This window comes from Thiosocius teredinicola, assembly GCF_002009425.1.
Taxonomy (GTDB): Bacteria; Pseudomonadota; Gammaproteobacteria; order Chromatiales; family Chromatiaceae; genus Thiosocius; species Thiosocius teredinicola.
Genome location: NZ_CP019936.1, coordinates 1,932,544 through 1,952,036, shown reverse-complemented (window position 1 = coordinate 1,952,036; position 19,493 = coordinate 1,932,544). Strand labels below are relative to the sequence as shown.

The 19,493-nt window shown below is 61.0% G+C and carries 19 protein-coding genes; 6 read left to right on the top strand and 13 right to left on the bottom strand.

Annotated elements, in window-relative coordinates:
- Entirely contained in the window at window positions 1-843 is an 843-nt protein-coding gene (locus B1781_RS09390; protein WP_334223941.1) for a M23 family metallopeptidase, read from the bottom strand.
- 142 nt (window positions 844-985) lie between these two features.
- Between B1781_RS09390 and B1781_RS09385 the strand changes: the two genes are divergently transcribed.
- Both B1781_RS09385 and B1781_RS09380 read left to right on the top strand, forming a co-directional pair.
- On the top strand, window positions 986-2,743 hold the full coding sequence (locus B1781_RS09385) for an ABC transporter ATP-binding protein (RefSeq protein ID WP_078121998.1): 1,758 nt from the start codon (window positions 986-988) through the stop codon (window positions 2,741-2,743).
- The gene (locus B1781_RS09380; RefSeq protein WP_078119408.1) at window positions 2,743-3,711 is read left to right on the top strand and encodes a hydrolase; all 969 of its coding nucleotides are present in this window, start codon (window positions 2,743-2,745) and stop codon (window positions 3,709-3,711) included. The genes B1781_RS09385 and B1781_RS09380 overlap by 1 nt, the downstream gene beginning before the upstream one ends.
- 22 nt (window positions 3,712-3,733) lie before the next feature.
- Here the strand turns inward: B1781_RS09380 and B1781_RS09375 are convergent, their stop codons facing one another.
- Both B1781_RS09375 and B1781_RS09370 read right to left on the bottom strand, forming a co-directional pair.
- Window positions 3,734-4,090, bottom strand: a complete 357-nt coding sequence (locus tag B1781_RS09375; protein WP_078119407.1) for a hypothetical protein — start codon at window positions 4,088-4,090, stop codon at window positions 3,734-3,736.
- A gap of 18 nt (window positions 4,091-4,108) precedes the next feature.
- The gene (locus B1781_RS09370; RefSeq protein WP_078119406.1) at window positions 4,109-4,525 is read right to left on the bottom strand and encodes a phosphate-starvation-inducible protein PsiE; all 417 of its coding nucleotides are present in this window, start codon (window positions 4,523-4,525) and stop codon (window positions 4,109-4,111) included.
- A gap of 48 nt (window positions 4,526-4,573) precedes the next feature.
- Between B1781_RS09370 and B1781_RS09365 the strand changes: the two genes are divergently transcribed.
- A complete protein-coding gene (locus B1781_RS09365; protein ID WP_078119405.1) occupies window positions 4,574-5,014 on the top strand; it encodes a hypothetical protein in 441 nt (146 codons plus the stop codon).
- Window positions 5,015-5,120: 106 nt separating this feature from the next.
- On the top strand, window positions 5,121-5,354 hold the full coding sequence (locus B1781_RS09360) for a hypothetical protein (protein ID WP_078119404.1): 234 nt from the start codon (window positions 5,121-5,123) through the stop codon (window positions 5,352-5,354).
- Window positions 5,355-5,628: 274 nt separating this feature from the next.
- Here the strand turns inward: B1781_RS09360 and B1781_RS09355 are convergent, their stop codons facing one another.
- The 4 genes from B1781_RS09355 to B1781_RS09340 form a co-directional block, all read right to left on the bottom strand.
- Complete coding sequence (locus B1781_RS09355; RefSeq protein WP_078119403.1) at window positions 5,629-6,159, bottom strand: protein disulfide oxidoreductase; 531 nt, start codon at window positions 6,157-6,159, stop codon at window positions 5,629-5,631.
- Window positions 6,160-6,271: 112 nt separating this feature from the next.
- The gene (locus B1781_RS09350) at window positions 6,272-6,919 is read right to left on the bottom strand and encodes a transglycosylase SLT domain-containing protein (RefSeq protein WP_078119402.1); all 648 of its coding nucleotides are present in this window, start codon (window positions 6,917-6,919) and stop codon (window positions 6,272-6,274) included.
- A gap of 128 nt (window positions 6,920-7,047) precedes the next feature.
- Window positions 7,048-7,650, bottom strand: coding sequence for a DUF938 domain-containing protein (locus B1781_RS09345; RefSeq protein WP_334223940.1), 603 nt, complete (start codon window positions 7,648-7,650; stop codon window positions 7,048-7,050).
- The gene (locus B1781_RS09340) at window positions 7,647-8,138 is read right to left on the bottom strand and encodes a YchJ family protein (RefSeq protein ID WP_078119400.1); all 492 of its coding nucleotides are present in this window, start codon (window positions 8,136-8,138) and stop codon (window positions 7,647-7,649) included. Before B1781_RS09340 ends, B1781_RS09345 begins: the two co-directional genes overlap by 4 nt.
- Window positions 8,139-8,515: 377 nt before the next feature.
- On the opposite strand from B1781_RS09340, the gene B1781_RS23145 reads away from it, so the two are divergent.
- Complete coding sequence (locus B1781_RS23145; protein WP_164513320.1) at window positions 8,516-8,665, top strand: hypothetical protein; 150 nt, start codon at window positions 8,516-8,518, stop codon at window positions 8,663-8,665.
- Window positions 8,666-8,703: 38 nt separating this feature from the next.
- Here the strand turns inward: B1781_RS23145 and hrpA are convergent, their stop codons facing one another.
- Entirely contained in the window at window positions 8,704-12,600 is a 3,897-nt protein-coding gene (gene hrpA, locus B1781_RS09335) for an ATP-dependent RNA helicase HrpA (protein WP_078119399.1), read from the bottom strand.
- A gap of 169 nt (window positions 12,601-12,769) precedes the next feature.
- Window positions 12,770-13,132 carry a tetratricopeptide repeat protein gene (locus B1781_RS09330; RefSeq protein ID WP_078119398.1) on the bottom strand — a complete coding sequence of 121 codons (363 nt, stop codon included), beginning with the start codon at window positions 13,130-13,132 and terminating at the stop codon, window positions 12,770-12,772.
- Between the two features lie 122 nt (window positions 13,133-13,254).
- On the opposite strand from B1781_RS09330, the gene B1781_RS09325 reads away from it, so the two are divergent.
- Complete coding sequence (locus tag B1781_RS09325) at window positions 13,255-15,291, top strand: putative bifunctional diguanylate cyclase/phosphodiesterase (RefSeq protein ID WP_125931988.1); 2,037 nt, start codon at window positions 13,255-13,257, stop codon at window positions 15,289-15,291.
- A 42-nt stretch (window positions 15,292-15,333) separates the two neighbouring features.
- Here B1781_RS09325 and B1781_RS09320 read toward each other — a convergent pair whose 3' ends face one another.
- The 4 genes from B1781_RS09320 to B1781_RS09305 all read right to left on the bottom strand — a co-directional run bounded on the left by B1781_RS09320 (window position 15,334) and on the right by B1781_RS09305 (window position 19,422).
- On the bottom strand, window positions 15,334-16,734 hold the full coding sequence (locus B1781_RS09320; RefSeq protein ID WP_078119396.1) for an NAD(P)(+) transhydrogenase (Re/Si-specific) subunit beta: 1,401 nt from the start codon (window positions 16,732-16,734) through the stop codon (window positions 15,334-15,336).
- Window positions 16,735-16,745: 11 nt separating this feature from the next.
- Window positions 16,746-17,030 (bottom strand): proton-translocating transhydrogenase family protein, encoded by a 285-nt coding sequence (locus tag B1781_RS09315; protein WP_078119395.1) that lies wholly within the window; start codon window positions 17,028-17,030, stop codon window positions 16,746-16,748.
- Window positions 17,031-17,076: 46 nt separating this feature from the next.
- On the bottom strand, window positions 17,077-18,174 hold the full coding sequence (locus tag B1781_RS09310) for a Re/Si-specific NAD(P)(+) transhydrogenase subunit alpha (RefSeq protein WP_078119394.1): 1,098 nt from the start codon (window positions 18,172-18,174) through the stop codon (window positions 17,077-17,079).
- 423 nt (window positions 18,175-18,597) lie between these two features.
- Entirely contained in the window at window positions 18,598-19,422 is an 825-nt protein-coding gene (locus B1781_RS09305) for an HAD-IIA family hydrolase (RefSeq protein ID WP_078119393.1), read from the bottom strand.
- Window positions 19,423-19,493: the final 71 nt, after the last annotated feature.

Here is a 19,493-nt window from a genome sequence, read left to right as displayed (position 1 = left end):
TCACTTGGCACTCAGATTCGGCATCGGCGGCACAAGCAATTCCGGATCGATGCGCCGGTCGCGCAGATTCATCCGCCAATCCAAGTGGGCCCCGGTTACGCGACCGGTGGCGCCGACCTCGGCGACAACCTGCCCTTGCTCCACCCGGTCACCAACCTTCGCGTGCAGTTTATGCAGATGCAGGAAACTCGATGTCAGCTTGTGACCATGGTCGATGATCATGGTCCCTCCGGAGAAAAACATATCGGGCACGGCCAACGTAACAATCCCGGGTGCCGGCGCTCGCACCGGGGTGCCGACAGGCGCTGCGACATCGACGCCAAAGTGTGGGCGCCGGGGCTCACCATTGAGCACACGTTGGCTGCCGTAGACACCCGTAATCGGGCCTTCCAGCGGCCATTGAAAACCACCCAGGAAATCCTGGCGGTCGTCGTCACGCGTCCGGGCGCGCTTGACCGCCACAACGTCGTCGCGGATGCGCTTGAGGTCTGCCTCGCTGCGCGGTGTCACCTTGCGCTTGGGCAGACCGTCGATGCGTTGAATCTTGTAGTCACGCCGCGCCACTTGCAGCGTCTCTTTGATCACAGTGCCGTCGGCGCTGCGTATCTCCAAGGCGGAAGTCTCCGGTGCGTCGCGCGTGAACCCCAGCAGAAACACGCCGTCCTTGCTGATCCGCACTGCTTGGCCGTCCTGGGTCACCTTGCTGCCCGGCTGGGCACGCCCAACGACCATGCCGCCCTGAACGAGTTTTCCATCCAGGGAATACCCGGCCGACGGTTCGTCAGCCGCCGACGCGACCGTCCATTGCAGCAAAATGCAGAAAATGATTGTCAACCGTTTCAAGAAACACTCCTTTTGGCCGGCGTCGTCGCGATGTCGCAACAGCAAGCAAGCGGGCCTTTGATAGACTTTCGCCATGGCTGAACCCCGCGATCAACATCCCGTCTTGCGCTCGCAAGTCTACACGTGGCCCGAAGTAATCCAAATGATTGCGCGCCACCGGCGTGAACTGGTCATCGCCAATATTATCGCCGTGCTCGGCGCGCTGACTGCAGTACCGGTTCCGCTGCTGATCCCACTGCTGGTCGACGAAGTACTGCTCGACCAGCCGGGACCGGCGGTCGCTTCGATGAACGCCATGTTTCCCGAGTCCTGGCACGGCCCTGTGCTGTATATCACCGCGGTGTTGGTGCTCACCCTGATCCTGCGTCTGTTCACGCTGGTGTTCAACGTCTGGCAGACCCGCGAATTCACAATCATCTCGAAAGACGTCATCTACAGTATCCGTCGCACCCTGCTCAACCGCCTCGAACGGTTTTCGATGGCCGAGTACGAAACGCTGGGCAGCAGTACCGTCGCCTCGCATCTGGTGACCGACCTCGACGCCATCGACCAGTTTGTCAGCCAGACCACCAGCAAGTTCATTGTCGCGGTGTTCAGCGTGGTCGGCACGGCCTTCGTGCTGTTGTGGATGCATTGGCAACTCGCCCTGTTCATCCTGCTGCTCAACCCGGTGGTGATCTACCTGACCACCATCTTCGGTCGCCGGGTGAAGCGGCTGAAGTCGCGCGAAAACAGCGCCTACCAGACCTTTCAGGAGTCGCTGGCAGAGACCCTCGATGCCATCCAGCAGATTCGTGCGAGCAACCGCGAGCGTCACTACGTACAGCGTGTCATCGATGCGGCGGCAACGATCCGTGACCGCTCGACTGCGTTCACCTGGAAGAGCGATGCGGCCAACCGGCTGTCGTTCATGGTCTTCCTGTTCGGCTTCGACCTGTTCCGCGCCCTGTCCATGTTCATGGTGCTGTTCTCCGACCTGTCGATCGGCGAGATGCTCGCGGTGTATGCCTATCTGTGGTTCATGATGACGCCTGTGCAGGAGATCTTGAACATCCAGTACGCCTACCTTGCCGCCAAGGCCGCACTCAGCCGCATCAACCAACTGATGGACGTCGGCCTCGAGCCGCACTACCCGGCCAAACAGAACCCGTTCGACAACAAGCGCACCACCAGCATCGATGTGCGCAACGTGAGCTTTCGCTACGGTGACGGCCCCGATGTGCTCGACTCGCTCAACCTGCATATCGACGCCGGTGAAAAGGTCGCACTGGTCGGCGCCAGCGGCGGCGGCAAGACGACCCTGGTACAGATACTCCTTGGACTCTACCTGCCGCACCGCGGCGACGTCTGTTTCGACGGCGTGCCGGTCAGCGAGATCGGGCTCGACGTGGTGCGCGACAATGTCGCCACCGTGTTGCAGCATCCTGCGCTGTTCAACGACACGGTGCGCAACAACCTGACCTTGGGCCGACCCACCAGCGACGAACGCCTGTGGAACGCGCTCGACATCGCCCAACTCTCCCAGGTTGTACGCGATCTGCCGAACGGGCTGGAGACACTGATCGGGCGCGATGGCATCCGGCTGTCCGGCGGGCAACGCCAACGTCTGGCGGTTGCACGCATGGTGCTCAGCGATCCGAAGATCGTCATCCTCGACGAAGCCACCTCGGCGCTCGATACGACCACCGAAAAGCACCTGCACGAGGCGCTGCAATCGTTTCTTCGCGGTCGCACGACGCTGATCATCGCGCACCGCTTGAGCGCGGTCCGCCAGGCGGATCGCGCGTTGGTCTTCGAAAACGGCAGGATTGTCGAGGACGGCAGCCACGACGACCTGCTACGCAACGATGGTCTGTACGCCAGCCTGTACCGCCACTCCGAGGTCAAAGAAACCCTCTGATGCCGATCATCGACAGTGCCTTTCGTCCAGCATGGTGGCTGCTGGGGGCGCACGCCCAGACGCTGTGGCCGGCGCTGTTTCGCCGCCGCATCCGATTGAACATCGATTGGGAGCGTCTTGAACTCGACGATGGCGACTTTCTCGACCTCGCATGGTCGGGGCCGCACGACGCACCGACCGTGCTGCTGTTTCATGGCCTGCAAGGTGGGCTGGGTTCGCACTACATCCCTGCCCTCAAGCTGGCGCTGCAGCAACGCGGCTACCGCACCTGCCTGATGTTGTTTCGTGGTCGCGGCCGCGAGCCGAATCGACTGCCGATCAGTTACCACAGCGGCAAGACCGACGATGCCCAACGCGTACTCGAACACATCATCGAGGCGAGTGGTCGCCCACCGTTTGCTGCGGTCGGCGTCTCACTCGGCGGCAACATGCTGCTCAAGTGGCTGGGTGAACAGGGCGACGACTCACCGCTCGAACGCGCGGTCGCCGCGTCGATCCCGTTTCGCTTGGACCGCGCCGCCAAGCGCCTCGACTCAGGTCTTTCGCGTCTCTACCAGAAACACCTCATCGACAGCCTGGTCGCCGACTATCGCGCCAAGTTTTCGCGCATCGTTTCGCCGCTGGATATCGACCCTGCCTCGCTGACCGATTTCTATCGATTTGACGACCAGGTTACCGCGCCATTGCACGGCTTTGCCGGTGCGGACGACTACTATCGACAATGCAGCAGCCGCCAGTTCATCCCGAGAATCCGCGTGCCGACCCTGATCGTGCACGCACGCAACGATCCGTTCGTGTTTCCGGACACGCCGCCGGAGGCCGACGAACTGCCGGAGAACGTCTGGCTCGAGATACCACAACGCGGTGGCCACGTCGGTTTCGTAGGGGGCCGTTGGCCGGGGTTGGCCGAGTACTATCTGGAACAGCGCGTGGCACAGTGGATAGCCAGTGAGCTACCGGCCCGGTAGAACCGTTATCGCGCTAAGACGCTCACATCAGGGGATAGGCGGTGTCCTGCTCAAGCCCCAGCATCTGGCCGCCCATTTCCAGCGCCTGATCGGCAAACTCGCCGACATTGCCCCATCGGTTAGCCGTGTCCATGGTCTCGTCCATTACCGCGTTGATCACGCGCAAGGCATGGCTGCCCTGGTCTCGCTGACCTGGCGGTAATCGCTCCGACACGATATACAGCTGCGGCTGCCTTTCGCCTTCTTTGACGAATGCCGCAACGAAATGATAGTTACGCTGGTCGCCACTCTCGATGTCACCGAGCACGGTCACGTTGTAATCGCCAAACTGATAGCGGCGTTGGGGAATGGCGGTGAGGATTTTGGGAAACTCTGGCATCGTACGCCCCGGTCAGGATTATTTTTCGATCGGATCGCGTTCGTTGAAACGCGAACTTCCGATACGCAGCACGAGCACGGCCACGGCGAGTATCAAGATCGCAGCGGTCACAGCAATCAGATGCCGATCTTCCATGGTCTTGGCATCGACAGCGAGTACTCGCGTGAGCGCCGTGATCGCGATATAGATCAGGTAGCGTGTCGGCAGCCGCTTGGTCTGAAAATAGATGCCGACCATGGCGCCGAGTTCGAGATAAATGAACAGCAACAGCACGTCTTTGATACTGGGGCCGCCATGCTCGATGATCGCCAACACCTCGACCCACGACGCCCATACGATCGAGGCGCCGATGACAAACAGGCCAAGGAAATGAAAATACTCAAAAACCTGGTTACCCCAACGGATGATCTTCCGCTCAGTGGTGCTTTCCGACATTCAACGTACCCCAGGGCAAACCCCTTTTCGACAAGACTAACCAAGGCGTTGAGGTCGCGCAAAGCCTTGATTGCACTTGCGGTGTGCGCCTTGCTGGCGACGAGCGCGCCCGCGGCACCGCCGGCGAACAAAACCCAGTCGCTGCGAGACTGTATCAACACCGCCCCCGGTCCAGGCGGCATTGCGCGCTGCGAGAAGTTGGAGCAAACCCGACTGCAGCAGCGCATAGAAGATCTCGCGCGTGCTATCCGCACCCGGCTCGACAACCGTCAGCGGCTGGCATTCGACCGCAGCCAACAGGCCTGGCAGACGTTCTTCGACAGTGAACTGGCCATGCTCGACATCAGCGGCGCGGCGCGGCGTGACGGCCTGGGCAAGAGCCTCAAGATCGGTGCGGTGACCGCGCTCTACGAATCTCGCGAGCAGCAACTGCGGGCGCACCTGCACAACCTCTCGCAAGGTGCCGCCAGCGAGCGGCCGAGCGAGTGAAGTCGCGATCATCCCCGCAGATGGCCGGGTTTCACCGATTCGGCTTGCGCGACGCGCTGGGGTAAACTCCGGTCCCTATCGAATCCAAGCATGAACGGTTAGCGAAATGCCCTACTTCGTGTACTACATCACGCAGCACGCCGACAGTCCCAAAAAGTTGCTCGAACATATCGAGACCTTCGACAACTACAAAGAAGCGCGCAAGCTGGCACGCGACAAACGCAGTGAGCTCAGCGACGAGCCCAATCGCGACTGCCGCCTGATCTTTGCGAAAAATCAGGTGGAAGCGGAAAAGCTGTTGAGTGCGCCACGCGATGAACGCGTCGTCGGCGAAGACTGAACCGAGGCGCGGCTAGCCCGAACATTTCACCAGTATTCACAGAGCCTGCGCGTTTCGCAGCCGTTGAGGTACCGGCTTGGAGCGAAAGTCATAGCCGTCGCTATGACTTGAGTGAAAGCCAAGCCGCAGCGAGCGAGAAACCGCTGGAATCCGAATAGAACGACGCCGGGTACAAACTGTACATGTGGCGTTCGCATCACGATTCAAGGATATCCTCGCCGCTCCAGATACTTAAAACAAAGGCGGTGTTCGACTGGTGAAATGTTCGGGCTAGTCAGTCGGCTATCCAAAGGCGGGTACGCAACCCGATCTCCGACGAATAGCCCATCCCCGCGTGCCGGATGATCCCTTCCTGATCGACAATGAAGGTCGCCGGCACGCCCTGCACCCCCCAGGCGCGCCCGATGTCGCCGCCCTCGTCCAGCAATACCGGCATCGACAGTTCATGCTCGGCAAGATAGGCGGACACCTCGTCGGCCGTACCTGACGTGGTTGCGATCGTGATCACCGGATGATCTTCGGCAATGCTGTCGATGCTGTCCTGCTCGAGTTTGCAGATCGGGCACCAGGTCGCCCAGAAATGCACCAGCACCGGCCCATTGCGCACATCGAGCTGATACGGACTGCCGTCAACCAGGTGTCCGACAAGCGACGGGGCTTCGCCCTCGACCAGATTGCGCGCCTGCCACCATTGGATCAGTACGAACACGACAAGCAGCAGCACCGCATCACGCAGCCATCTCACCCATCGGCGCCGCGGGCGTTTGTCGGGATTGTTGGACGTTTCGGAAGGTTCTTGCGCCATGCGGCAACCTGCTCTGCCGTGAACCGGGTAAATCGATGGGCAGCAGGTTACGAACGCAGACAGGCTGCGTCAAAGCCGGAAAGTGAGGTTTTGCCGAGAGAGTCGCTGCTGCCTAGCGCAGTGCGACGCGATCACCGTCGTCGAGCGACTCGTAAAACGCCATGACCTTGCGCACGTAATTCTGGGTCTCGCGGTATGGCGGTATCTTGTTGCCGTATTTCATAACGGCATTCTCGCCGGCATTGTAGGCGGCGACCGCCAGTTCGAGATCGCCTTCGAACATCAGCAGCAGATCACGCAGGTAGGTGGTGCCGCCACGGATGTTCTGTGCCGGGTCATAACGATCGGTAACGCCGTAGCGCTCTGCGGTGCCCGGCATCAGCTGCATCAGGCCAACTGCCCCTTTCGACGATACGGCGTCCTGTCGATAGGCGGATTCAGCGCGGATCACCGCGTGGATCAATGCAGGGCGAAGATTGGTGTCGGCGGCGGCCTTTTCGATCAGGTGAGCGACCGCATCGCGGCGCTTCTTCAGCACCTTGGCCCAGTTGCCCGTGTTGCTCTTGAGGCGCGGCAGTTCGTTGATACGGCCGGTCGAGATGCTGTAGCGCTTGACCAGCTTCATGCCACGCATCGGCTTGTCGGTGAGGTGTACCCGGCCGAAGGCATCGCGATACTGGAAGACTTCCGCCGAGGCTGTGGCACACAAAACCATCCCACAGGCCAGAGCGGCCAACACTGTCTTAATCGCGAATTTCATTCAGACTCCCTGCGGCACAAAGTAACTTCGCGTTCCTTCCCTGAATTCAGAAGGTGTCGCGGGCAAGATTAAAAGGCTTAGCGGCCCGAACTTGCCGATACTTTAGCGATCATCGTTGTTGTCGCCGGTCATCCGACGGTTTTTGTCCATACCAGCGTGCGATTGTTCGCCGGCATTTCCAGATCCTCCCGGAAACGCAGGCCGCTGTCCATAGCCAGCTCGTTCAGCCAGGCCATATCGCGGATACCCATACGCGGGTCACGCTGCTTCAGCCAGGCATCGAAACGGGCGTTGCTTTCTGAGGTGAATCTGCCGTCGACATTGAACGGTCCGTACAGCAGAAACGAGCCAGCGTCGCGCAATAAGGCACCGACGCCACGAAACATCGCAACCACGGCATCGGTAGGCATGATATGCGCGGTGTTTGCGCTGAACACAGCGTCGAACGGGCCCGTCGGCCACTCGTCTTCGAGCACGTCGAGCGCCATCGGTCGTTCAACGTTCGGCAACCCGGCTTCGTCGAGCCAGGCACGGATGCCGGCATGATTGACGCGGCAATCGCTGGTTTGCCAGGTGAGATGCGGCAGATCGGCGGCGAAATACACCGCGTGTTGACCGGTGCCACTGCCGATCTCCAGCAAATGCTCGCAATCGCGCACACGCGGCTCGAGCACCGCGAAGATCGGCGCTCGATTCTGTTCACACGACTCCGAATAAGGCTTGTCGTTCACGCAGCCCCGCAACACTTCTTGTACTTCTTGCCGCTGCCGCACGGGCATGGGTCGTTGCGACCGACCTTGGGCGTTGCGTTGCGTTTGGTTTCCGGTTTCGGCAGCTCGCCATCGACGTAATACCAACGGCCATCCTTCGATTCGAAGCGACTGCGTTCGTGATGGCGCTTGAGATTGCCGCCCTCTTTATAGGTGGCGATGAACTCGACCCAGCCCTCGGCATCGCCCGCTTGTCCGGCGTCGGTATCGACGATCTGCAAACCCAGCCATTCGGCACCTTCGGCCCAACGCTGGGTGGCGTCGCGATCCCAATCGGCACGATGCTCGGGATGCAAGGTATCGCCCAGGTAATCGACCGCCCGCTCGACATACCCGCTGTAGCGCGAGCGCATCAAGGCCTCTGCGGTGGGAGGTATCTCGGTGCCGTTGATGAAAGGCGCACAACATTCAGCGAAAGGTCGGTCCGACCCGCAATGGCATGGCTGCATTCGAAAGAGTCCCGTCTCGGTTTAAAATCGGCGGGATTTTAACGGTTATTCGGCGGGTATGCCTCTGTTGCGGTGACCACCGCAACGGCAGGAATCAAGAAAAGCGGGAGTATTGAGTCGCGGCCGTAGCCAGCCGCGACCTGTTCATTGCCAGTCTGCCACGCACATCGAGCGGGTTGGCGGTCAAAGGAATACCGTCAACAGAACAGCGATTGCTACCATAGCGACCGCTTCAACCATCACGCCGGACAAAGACACCCGGGGCGGAGGCGACTGCAATTCCGATTTTGCAATTTGATAGTCCATGTCGTCATCTCATCTGCTAAAATTAATCACATTGTGTATACAACATATATACCCAATCCCACATAAATTCAATGCCGAAAGAAAAAATCATCAATTTCCGCATCGACGCTGACCTCAAGACCAAAGCGAAAAAAATCGCCGAAGCAGACGGTCGCAGCCTTTCGAACTGGATCACCCAGCTGATCGAGAAAGAGGTCAAAAAAAGCAAGAAGAAAGACTGAGGCAGCCGAGCCGAACCGCTCTCAACCGGCGAACTCGGCTACAGCCCCAACGCTTCCCAACGCTTGCTGATACGTTTGATCGACACCGGAGCCGGTGTCTTTAATTCCTGTGCAAACAACGAAACCCGCAGCTCTTCGAGCATCCAGCGGATCTCGTCGAGCCGCGCGTCGAACACCTCGGCCTGCTCTGCCTGCTGCCATCGCAGCAACCATCGATTGTGCAGCTCCGTCATCTCCGCCATACGCTGGCCATCGCGGGCGGCCCCACCGGCGTGTAGTTTCTCCAACCGCAGGCGAAGGCCTTTCAGGTAACGGGGAAGATGCAGCAACCGCTCGGCCGGGGTCGCATGAACGAAACCGCGGTACACCAGCCGGTCGAGTTGCGCCTGCATGTCGGCGACCGATGCCTGCCAGTTGGCCTGGGTGGTCTTGGCCAGCTGCGAACGCACCGCATGCGCCTCGGCGAGAATGTCGCCGATCAGCCCGGAGATCTCGAGCAGCGCCGGCCCCAGCTTTGGCCTACCCTGCTCGCGGCAATGTTCGAATGCCTTCACGTCACGAATGTCCCAGGCACCGTTGGGTAGAAATGCCCGATCGAATGCCACCTCGACCAACTGATCGACCAGGTCGGCGTCATCCGCCGCCTCGCGGTTTGGTGCCTGGGCGGCCTTGGCGTACTGCAGCCGCATATCCTTCACACCGCGGATGTTCTTCTTCAAAGCCCTGACGGCCTTGTTCTCACGTAGCATCAACAGGCGGCGCACACCGAAGTGATGCTGCCGCTGCGCCCCCGGCAGGCTGTCGACCGCCTTGACGCGCACGTGATCGCCACCGTCCACCAGCGCCGGGAAGCCCTTGACCTGCATCTTGCCTGATTGCTGGACGACCTCTTGCGGCAACGCGCCGCAGGTCCATTCGGTCATCGCCTCGTCGGCCTTGCCCAAGCCCGCGCACTTCTCCGGCGATAGCTTGCGCGCTGCGCCCGCATAGCGTTTTTGCAGATCGTGCAGATTGCGCGACATCGCCAGCGTCGAGCGACCGTCGTCGTCGAGCACGCGCAGTTGCAGGTTCAGGTGCGCCGGCAGCTGATCCGGCTGCCAGGAATCCTCGGGCACGTGGATACCGGCGAGCTGTTTCAGCGTGCTGCCGAGCGTCTGTACCAGCGGCGCGTCGGACATCGGCAACGCCTGCAGGCAGCGCTCGGCATACTCGGGGATCGGCACCAGTTGGCGGCGGATCGCCTTGGGCAGACTCTTGAGCAACAGGGTGATCTTTTCCAGCAGCAGGCCGGGCACCACCCTGTCGACCACACCCGGCGTCAACTGACCAAGCACCGCGGCCGGCACCGTCAAGGTCACCCCGTCGTTGCTCTCGCCCGGCGCGAAGTGGTAACGCAGCGGCAGGCGCGAACCGTTCAGATCGAGACTGTCCGGGTATTGCGCGACCCAGTCGGCATCCATATCCGCGCGCTGCAGGTCTTCCATGCGCATGTGCAGCACCTTGGCCCGATCGCGCGGCAGCTCGCGCAGCCAGCTTTCGAGTTGCGCAATGCTATAGATACCCTCGGGCACCCGATTGGTATAGAAACCGTAGATCACCTCTTCGTCGACCAGCAGATCGCGACGCCGCGATTTGGCCTCGATATCGCGCAGCCCGGCGATCAGCTCGCGGTTGTGCCGCCAGAACGGCGCGCGCGTATTCATATCGCCCTCGGTCAGGCCGAAGCGGATGAAGATCTCGCGCGACACAACCGGATCGATCGGGCCGTAGTTGACCACGCGCCTGGGCACGATGGGCATGCCGTACAACGTCACCTTCTCATCGGCCGCCACTTGGCCGCGCCGTGCCTGCCAGCGCGGCGATGAGTAGCTGTGTTTGATCAGGTGCTTGGCCAGCGGCTCGATCCAATCCGGCTCGATAGCCGCCACGCTGCGCGCGTACAGACGCGTGGTCTCGACCATCTCCGCCGCCATGACCCACTTCGGCTGTTTGGCGAACAGGCCCGACCCCGGAAAGATAAAGAAGTGGCGATTGCGTGCGCCGAGGTAATCGCGATTGTTGCCCTGGGTGCGCAGGCCGACATGACTGAGCAGCCCGGTCAGCAACGCGCGATGCAAGGTCGCATAGTCGGCATCCTGCTCGTTGTCGCGATAACCCAGCTCGTGCAGCTGCACGCGCAACTGCACCTGCACGTCGTGCCATTCGCGCACGCGCGTCGGCGACAGGAAATGCAGCTTGCACAGACGTTCGAACTTGCGGCGTGTCAGGTGCTTGCGGTTTTCCTCGAGGAACTGCCACAGCTTCAGAAATGCCATGAAGTCGGAGCGTTCGTCGGCGAACTGGGCATGCGCCTCGTCCGCATCCTGGCGTTTTTCGGCAGGACGTTCACGCGGATCCTGCACCGACAAGGCCGCGGCGATGATCACCACCTCGCGCAGACAGCCCTGCTGCGCCGCGGCCAGCAGCATGCGGCCGATGCGTGGATCGACCGGCAGGCGCGCCAGCCGGTTGCCGAGCTTGGTCACCTTGTGGCGCTGATCGACCGCGGCCAGTTCTTCGAGCAGCTTGTAACCGTCTTTGACCAGCCGCGCGTCCGGCGGGTCGACGAACGGGAACGACGCCACGTCGCCGAAACCCAGTGTCGCCATCTGCAGGATGACCGCCGCCAGGTTGGTGCGCTGAATCTCCGGCTCGGTGTAATCGGCGCGCGCGGCATAGTCGTCTTCGCTGTACAGGCGGATGCAGATACCCTCGGCGACGCGCCCGCAACGCCCCTTGCGTTGTTCGGCGCTCGCCTTGGAGATGCGTTCGACCGGCAGGCGCTGAATCTTGCTGCGTGCGCTGTAACGGCTGATGCGTGCAAAGCCGGCATCGATCACATAGCGGATGCCCGGCACGGTCAGCGAGGTCTCGGCCACGTTGGTCGACAACACGATATGCCGCCGGCCGCTCGGCGCGAACACCCGCGCCTGCTCGGATGGACTCAACCGCGCATACAGCGGGATCACCTCGCTGTGCAGCATCTTGTGCTTGTGCAAGGTCTCCGCAGTTTCGCGGATCTCGCGCTCGCCCGACAGGAACACCAGGATGTCGCCCGTGCCCTCCAGGCTCAGTTCATCGATCGCATCGACGATCGACTGCTGCATGGCCTCGTCGCGCTCACCGGCGCCTGCCTCTTCGGGTTCGCGGTAACGCACGTCCACCGGAAACGTCCGGCCCGATACCTCGATCACCGGTGCATCGTTGAAGTGCCGCGAAAAGCGTCCCGGATCGATCGTCGCCGAGGTGATGATCAGCTTCAGGTCCGGCCGGCGCGGCAACAGCTTGTGCAGATAACCGAGCAGGAAATCGATGTTGAGGCTGCGCTCGTGCGCCTCGTCGATGATCAGCGTGTCGTATTCGAGCAGGTCGCGGTCGTGGCGGATCTCGGCCAGCAACATACCGTCGGTCAGCAGTTTGACCTGGGTGTTGTCGCCGACATGGTCGCGGAAGCGTACCTTGTACCCGATGGCATCGCCGACCTCCTGGCCGGCTTCGGCGGCTATCCGCGTCGCCAGGCTGCGGGCCGCGATCCGGCGCGGTTGGGTATGCCCGATGCGACCGAAGACGCCGCGGCCCAGGTCGAGGCAGACCTTCGGCAACTGGGTCGACTTGCCCGAACCGGTCTCACCACACAGCACAATGACCTGGTGTGCGGCGATCAGCGAACGGATTTCATCGAGGCGCTCGCAGATCGGCAGTTCGGCGGGAAAGGTAATTGCCGGACGCTGCTCGGCGCGCTGCCGCGCGACTGCTGCCGAAGCGGCAAGCTGCTGGTCGAACTCGAGCCACGCCGCATCCTCGCCGGATGACGCGCGCAACTGTATTGCCAGGCGACGCAAACGTGGGCGGTCGCGCAGTAGGCAGGTATCGATGTTGTGTTGCAGCTCGGACACGCGGCAGGAGATCGCGAAAAATTCGCCATTTTAGCAGGCGCAGACCCATCCGCGCCGAATCAATCACCCAAGCGCCTTTGTCCGTCTCGCTCCGTCAGGGCGAGGACAACAGCAAACCGAAGTCGTCCGGCATCGCGCTGGGACAAACACCCTGCGCGGTCGCCATGCCCTACCAACGCGCGGCTTCGGCGGGGTCTTGCGGCACGCCGACACCCAGTTCATACATCAGGCCCAACTCGTATAGCGCGGATGGATCGCCCTGCAACCCGGCCCGCTTGAACCAGATCCCCGCCTGCTCGGCGTCGCGCAGCTCGATCGGACCACGCCGGTAAACCGCGGCAAGCCGCAACGCCGCCTGCATATCGCCACTGCGCGCTGCCTGCTGCCAGGATTCCAACGCTGCGGCGTGCTCGCCGGCCCTCCAATGCTGTTCTCCGCTATCGGCCAGACAGGCAGCAGTGCTCGCTGCGATCAGGCAGATCCCGCTGACGCAGCTGGCCAAGGCCGAGAGTTTTTCTTGTTTTTTGGGCATAGGCTATTGTTTGAAAAGGATTAAAGAATTCGAATCGTGAGCCAATAACGGGTTTAGGCGAACGGAGAATCGCTGTTTCAGCCCGGTACCTTGGGCCCCGCAACGATCACTATTGGGACGACGTGCAACAGACACCTCCCACTGCCGACAGCAATCCGCTCGTTCGTCGCTACGACGTGCGCACTATGACCGCTCTCGGCTTCGGCCTGGTCATTGCCCTGTTTCTCGTCTCCGTGGTCGCCGGTTTCCACACCAAAAACCAACATCACGCGTCGCTCTCGCAGCTCGTGCGAGAAACAGGCATGAAGACCGTGCTCGCCTACACCATGCGCGAAGCCATCCGCGAACGCGTCGACAGCCTGCGGACGATGGTCCGCCAGTACGACGTCTTCGCACGCGACGAAGAAAAGATGCGCTACTTCGGCTACGCCAGTAAATATAGCCGCGCCCGTGCATCGCTGCTGTCGCATGTCCGGACCGACGCAGAGCAAGGCATCATGGACGGTCTCGACGCCGATGCACGCAGCGTCGGGCCTGCCAATTCCCGCGCACTGTCCGCCCTGTTTAACGACCAGGCAACGCCAAGGGAGCGCCGGATCGCCGTCCAGGCGGCAATCGATGGGCACTTGGCGCTGCTGCAGCACGTCGACGAGTTGGTGCGCACCATTCATCAAGGCACTCAACAGCACATTCGAACGGCCAACAACGACTTCGAAGATGCACTGTTGATGAGCACGCTGCTAGGCATCATTGCGGTAATCATGGCGATTGCGACCGCGGCGTTCGTCGTGATCAACGCCGGCTCGCGCCAGAGTAAGCTGTCGTACCAGGCGTCGCACGATCCGCTCACCGGTCTGTTGAATCGGCAGGCTTTCGAAGCCACGCTACGCACGGTGCTCGAGCAGAGCGAGGTCGAACTCGAACACCACGCGTTGCTGATGCTGGACCTCGATCGCTTCAAGCTGGTCAATGACACCTGTGGCCACGCCGCCGGCGATGCGCTGTTACGCGAGGTGGCCGACCGGTTGGCCAAACTACTGCGCCACGCCGACGTGCTGGCGCGCATCGGTGGTGACGAATTTGCGGTTCTGCTGCGTTTCACGGATACGCGCGACGCCGAGCAGGTTGCGGAAAAGATGCGGCGCTCTATCGAAGAGTACACCTTTGGTTGGGACAACCAGGTGTTCAAAATCGGGGCGAGCATTGGCCTGGTGCCTTTCGGTACCCTGCCGATCACGCTGACTCAGTTGATGAACACCGCCGACGCCTGTTGCTATACGGCAAAAGAGGAAGGTCGCAACCGCGTGCATCGTGCCACCGGCGATCTCGAGGCGCTCACCAAACGCTCAAGCGAGATACGCTGGGTTTCGCGCATCAGCGACGCAGTGCAACACGATCGCTTCGTGTTGTACGGGCAGATAATCAAGGCGCTCAATCCGAGCAAAGACGACGGCTACCTGTCGCTCGAAATCCTGGTGCGCATGAAAGACGAACAAGGATTGGGCTTGATCACGCCGGGGCAGTTCATGCCCGCAGCCGAAAGGCACGACATGGTGCCGGAGATCGATCGCTGGGTGGTTCGCCATACGCTGGACTGGCTCGCCGATCTTGGCGATACGGCCGAACAACTGCGGGTAAGCATCAACATCAGTGGTGCATCTGCCCTCGACGCCCACTTTCATCGATTCGTGCGTCAATGCATCAAAGAGACCGACGTACCACCGGCATCCTTGTGCTTCGAGATCAGCGAATCGACGGCTGTGCGCAGTCTCAGCAGCGTTGCGGCCATCATCGATGCATTGGGCGATCTGGGTTGCCGGTTCGCACTCGATGACTTCGGCAGCGGTCTGGCCGCGTTCAACCAGCTACGCAACGTTGACATCGACTACCTGAAGATCGACGGCGCCCTGGTTCACAACCTCGACCGCGATCCGATCAACCGTGCGCTGGTCGAATCCATCAGCAGGATCAGTAAGAAACTCGGCAAACGTACGATTGCCGAGTTCGTCGAGAACCATCGGGTGAAGAAGATCCTGCAATCGATGGACATCGATCATGCGCAGGGCTTCGCCATTCACCGCCCCGAGCCACTCAGCAACATCCAGGCGCAGATCGTCGCAGCGCAGGATCACCTGTCGGATCTGAGTATCGTCGCCTGAGCGGTGGACGGCACTTCAACGTGCCGCCGAGTCTGCTCGAACTCAGTGTCCACCGCCCTTCAGCGTGGCGACCATGCCCTCGATCGTGTCTTTTGCATCGCCGAATATCAGCGAGGTGTTGTCCTGGTAGAACAGCAGGTTGTCGACGCCCGAATAGCCCGGGTTCATCGAGCGTTTGAGGAAATAGACCTGCTTTGACCTGCCGGCCTCGAGGATCGGCATGCCGTAGATCGGGCTTGAGGCGTCGTTTTTGGCCGCCGGGTTGACGACGTCGTTGGCGCCGACGACCAGGGTGACATCGGTCGAGGCGAAGTCTGGGTTGATCTCGTCCATCTCGAGGACGTGATCGTAGGGAATGTCGGCCTCGGCCAGCAGTACGTTCATGTGACCGGGCATACGACCGGCCACCGGGTGCACGCCGAATTTGACCTCGACACCGCGCGCTTCGAGCAACTCCATCATCTCTTTCAGGGCGTGCTGAGCCTGCGCCACGGCCATGCCGTAACCCGGCACGATGATCACGCGGTTGGCGTCTTCCATCCAATACACGGCATCTTCGACCGACGCCGACTTGATGCCCTTCTCCATCGCGGTTGCACCGGCACTCGGTGCGCCACTGCTCTCGCTGCCGAAGCCGCCGAACACCACGTTGATGATCGAACGGTTCATCGCCTTACACATGATGTAAGACAGGATCGCACCCGAGAAACCGACCAGCGCGCCGACGATGATCAGCAGGTTGTTGTGCAGCGTGAAACCGGTCGCCGCCGCGGCCCAACCCGAATAGCTGTTGAGCATCGAGATGATCACCGGCATGTCGGCGCCGCCGATCGGGATGATCAAGGTCACGCCGAGGACCATGGCAAGAATCGTCATCACGGCGAGCGACACCACGCTGCCGGTCATCGCAAAGTGCACGCCGAGCCCTATGGTGACCAAAGCGATCAACGCATTGAGCTGATGCTGCCCACCGAACTTGACCGGTTTGCCGGATATCAGGCCCTGCAGCTTGCCGAAGGCGATGACCGAACCGGTGAAGGTGATCGCGCCGATGATCGCACCGGCCGACAGCTCACCCATCAACACCGCGTTGAGCAGACCTTCGTCTCGCTTGTTGAGGAAGGTACCGATCGCGACCAATACCGCGGCAAGACCAACGAAACTGTGCAGCGCCGCGACCAGCTGCGGCATCGCCGTCATCTGGATACGCATCGCCAGCACGGCACCGATCAGGCCACCAACCAGCACGCCGGCAATGATGAAACCGTACGACTGCACCTCGCTGCCGAGCAGCGTTGCGACGATCGCGATCGCCATGCCGGCCATGCCGAGGAAGTTGCCGCGCCGCGCGGTGGCCGGATGCGTGAGTCCCTTCAGCGACAGGATAAACAACACGGCCGACGCCAGGTACGCCAGGGCCTGGAGGTTGGCGGAAATCTGCATGCCTCAGGACCTCACTTCTTTTTGCGGAACATCGACAGCATCCGGTTGGTCACCAGGAAGCCGCCGAAGACGTTGATCGATGCCAACAGCACCGCGAAGAAACCGGTGATCTCGGCGAACGAGCCGGCCGACTCGAGTCCGGTCACCAGCAAGGCGCCGACGATCACGATGCCGGAGATCGCGTTGGTCAACGCGACCAGCGGGGTATGCAACGACGGCGTGACTCCCCAGATTACCCAGTAACCGATGAAGCAGGCCAAAACGAATACGTATAGCGCGACCAGTGTGTCTGGCATCAGCGTTTCCTCTGTTCGATTCTTTTATTCAGCGATGGCCACGTGCTCAGGCCGTCGGCTTGAGCTGGGCTGCCTGTGTGATTTCGTCTTCGTCGAGATCTTTCAATGCGATCGTATCGCCGCTCTTGTCGAGCATGATCTCGATGAGATTGGCGACGTTCTTAGCGTAGAACGCGCTCGCATCGGACGGCATCATCGCCGGGTAATTGGTATGACCGACGAGGATCACACCGTGCTTGTTGACGACCTTGTCCTTCTCGGTCAACGGGCAGTTGCCGCCGGTCGCCGCAGCGAGATCGATAATCACCGATCCCTCGCGCATGCGCTTGACGACATCTTCGGTGACCAGCACCGGCGCCGGCTTGCACGGGATCAACGCCGTCGACACGATGATGTGCGCCTTGGCGAGTTCGTCGGCCAGCAACGCCTGTTGTTTCGCTTTGCCCTCGTCCGACAGCTCACGCGCATAACCGCCCTCGCCGGCACCACCTTCGCCGATATCCAGCTCGATCACCTTGGCGCCGAGCGACGCGATCTGTTCCTGGGTCTCGGGACGCACGTCATAGGCGTACACGTCGCCACCCAAACGTCGTGCCGTGGCGATCGCCTGCAGGCCGGCGACACCGGCGCCGAGGATCACGACGCGCGCCGGCTTTGCCGAACCGGCCGACGTCATCATCAGCGGAACGAAGCGACCGAAGTGCTGGGCGGCTTCGATGACCGCGCGGTAGCCGGCGATGTTGCTCTGTGACGACAAGGCATCCATCGACTGGGCGCGCGAGATCCGTGGAATCCGTTCCATGGCGAGGAACGTGATATTGCGCGCGTGCAGCGCGGCGATCACCGGGTCTTCGTCGCAAGTCTCGGCATAGCCGATCAGGATGGCGCCTTCGTTGATCATCGCCGCTTCGTCCAGGGTTGGCTTGCGCACCTTGGTGACGATGTCGCAGGCAAACGCGCCGGTCCGATCGGTCAACTCGACACCCACCTCCTGGTAGGCGCTATCCGGAAAATGCGAGCCTTCGCCGGCGCCTTTCTCCATCAATACGGTCAAGCCGCCTGTGACCAGCTTCTTGGCGACGTCGGGGGTCGTTGCGACCCGAGTTTCTCCATCGAGCGATTCTTTTGGAATCCCGATTTTCATAGTTTTAATCAATTTCCAGCGGGCAGTTTACGAACAGCGCGGCATTATCAGACGAACCCCTAGGGTGGGTCAAAATCAATACTCACCCTAAAACCGGGTCTATTTCAGAAAACGCTGATTGGAAAGCCAACGACAGCAGAGCCGCGCTGCCGAAACCGAATTGCTAGGAAAAGGACAGCTATCCGGTCACCGCCGGCCGAAAAAGCGATCTGCGGCGCGACGAATAAGATTCATGAATATTGTCAGCTTGCTTTACACGACTATTGCAGTCGCGTGAAACCTGCCTCGTAACAACATGATTATAAACGTCTTTTTACTATTGGCCCGTTACCTGCTTTGTATAGAGCGATAACAAATTGTGCCGATTTAACAACAAGAACGACCCAGGTCGCTACTGCCGTGGCGGTCACTGTAAAGCCGGCTTCAGCCGGCTTTAGTTTTTGTGCCGAAGGTTTCAGGGCACGCGTCTCGCCAACGATCCAGCAGCGCCGTCAGGCTCTCGCAATCCCAGTCCGGCTCAAGCCCCGAAGGCAGTTTCTCACCGCGCCCGAAGCGCCCCGTTCTGACCAGCGCCGTCGCCATCTGCAAGGCCGCTGCCCCGGCGATGTCGGTATCCGGCCGGTCGCCCACCATCACGCAATCGGGCGCCGCGACACCCAGACGCTGCATCGCCATTTCGTACAGCAGCGGATGCGGCTTGCCGATGAATACCGGTGTCTGACCGGTGGCCACGGCGAATGGGGCTACCAGCGCACCTCCGCCAGGCAACACCCGATGCAGGCCATCGATCGAGGCATCGACATTGTGGTCGGGGTTGGTGCATACCAAGCGAGCCCCCTGTTTGAGAATCAGATTGATGCCGATCGTGAGCGTATCGAAATCAAGACCCTCGCCCTCGCCCACCACCACGAAATCGGCCGTCTCCGGGTCGTAGTTGCCGTACTGCGACAAGGTCTGGTGCAGACCGGCTGCACCGACCGCGTAAAAACCAAAGTCCGGTTGCTGCCGGGCCAGCCACTCGCCCGTCGCCTGCCCGCTCGTTACGAAGCGTGATTCGTCGACGCGCGGCAGACCCAGGCGCACGAAATGCTCAACCAACATCGCGGGCGAGCGTATCGGGTTGTTGGTTATGAAGCAATACGGCAGATGACTGATGGCCTGCAGAAACTCATCCGCACCAGGCAATGCACGGTCGCCATGAAACAAGACCCCGTCCATATCCAACAACAGCGCCTTGAAGGTCGACATCCCGCTTTCCCGTCAACTGAGATCCAATGAAGTAACAACATATACTTCGGGTTACGCCCCACCGGTGCAGC

Coding starts and splice junctions, on each gene's coding strand:
- B1781_RS09385 (WP_078121998.1), top strand. CDS start 986: ATGATTGCGCGCCACCGGCGTGAACTGGTCATCGCCAATATTATCGCC.
- B1781_RS09380 (WP_078119408.1), top strand. CDS start 2,743: ATGCCGATCATCGACAGTGCCTTTCGTCCAGCATGGTGGCTGCTGGGG.
- B1781_RS09375 (WP_078119407.1), bottom strand. CDS start 4,090: ATGCCAGAGTTTCCCAAAATCCTCACCGCCATTCCCCAACGCCGCTAT.
- B1781_RS09370 (WP_078119406.1), bottom strand. CDS start 4,525: ATGTCGGAAAGCACCACTGAGCGGAAGATCATCCGTTGGGGTAACCAG.
- B1781_RS09360 (WP_078119404.1), top strand. CDS start 5,121: ATGCCCTACTTCGTGTACTACATCACGCAGCACGCCGACAGTCCCAAA.
- B1781_RS09355 (WP_078119403.1), bottom strand. CDS start 6,159: ATGGCGCAAGAACCTTCCGAAACGTCCAACAATCCCGACAAACGCCCG.
- B1781_RS09350 (WP_078119402.1), bottom strand. CDS start 6,919: ATGAAATTCGCGATTAAGACAGTGTTGGCCGCTCTGGCCTGTGGGATG.
- B1781_RS09340 (WP_078119400.1), bottom strand. CDS start 8,138: ATGCAGCCATGCCATTGCGGGTCGGACCGACCTTTCGCTGAATGTTGT.
- B1781_RS23145 (WP_164513320.1), top strand. CDS start 8,516: ATGCCGAAAGAAAAAATCATCAATTTCCGCATCGACGCTGACCTCAAG.
- B1781_RS09330 (WP_078119398.1), bottom strand. CDS start 13,132: ATGCCCAAAAAACAAGAAAAACTCTCGGCCTTGGCCAGCTGCGTCAGC.
- B1781_RS09320 (WP_078119396.1), bottom strand. CDS start 16,734: ATGCAGATTTCCGCCAACCTCCAGGCCCTGGCGTACCTGGCGTCGGCC.
- B1781_RS09315 (WP_078119395.1), bottom strand. CDS start 17,030: ATGCCAGACACACTGGTCGCGCTATACGTATTCGTTTTGGCCTGCTTC.
- B1781_RS09310 (WP_078119394.1), bottom strand. CDS start 18,174: ATGAAAATCGGGATTCCAAAAGAATCGCTCGATGGAGAAACTCGGGTC.
- B1781_RS09305 (WP_078119393.1), bottom strand. CDS start 19,422: ATGTCGACCTTCAAGGCGCTGTTGTTGGATATGGACGGGGTCTTGTTT.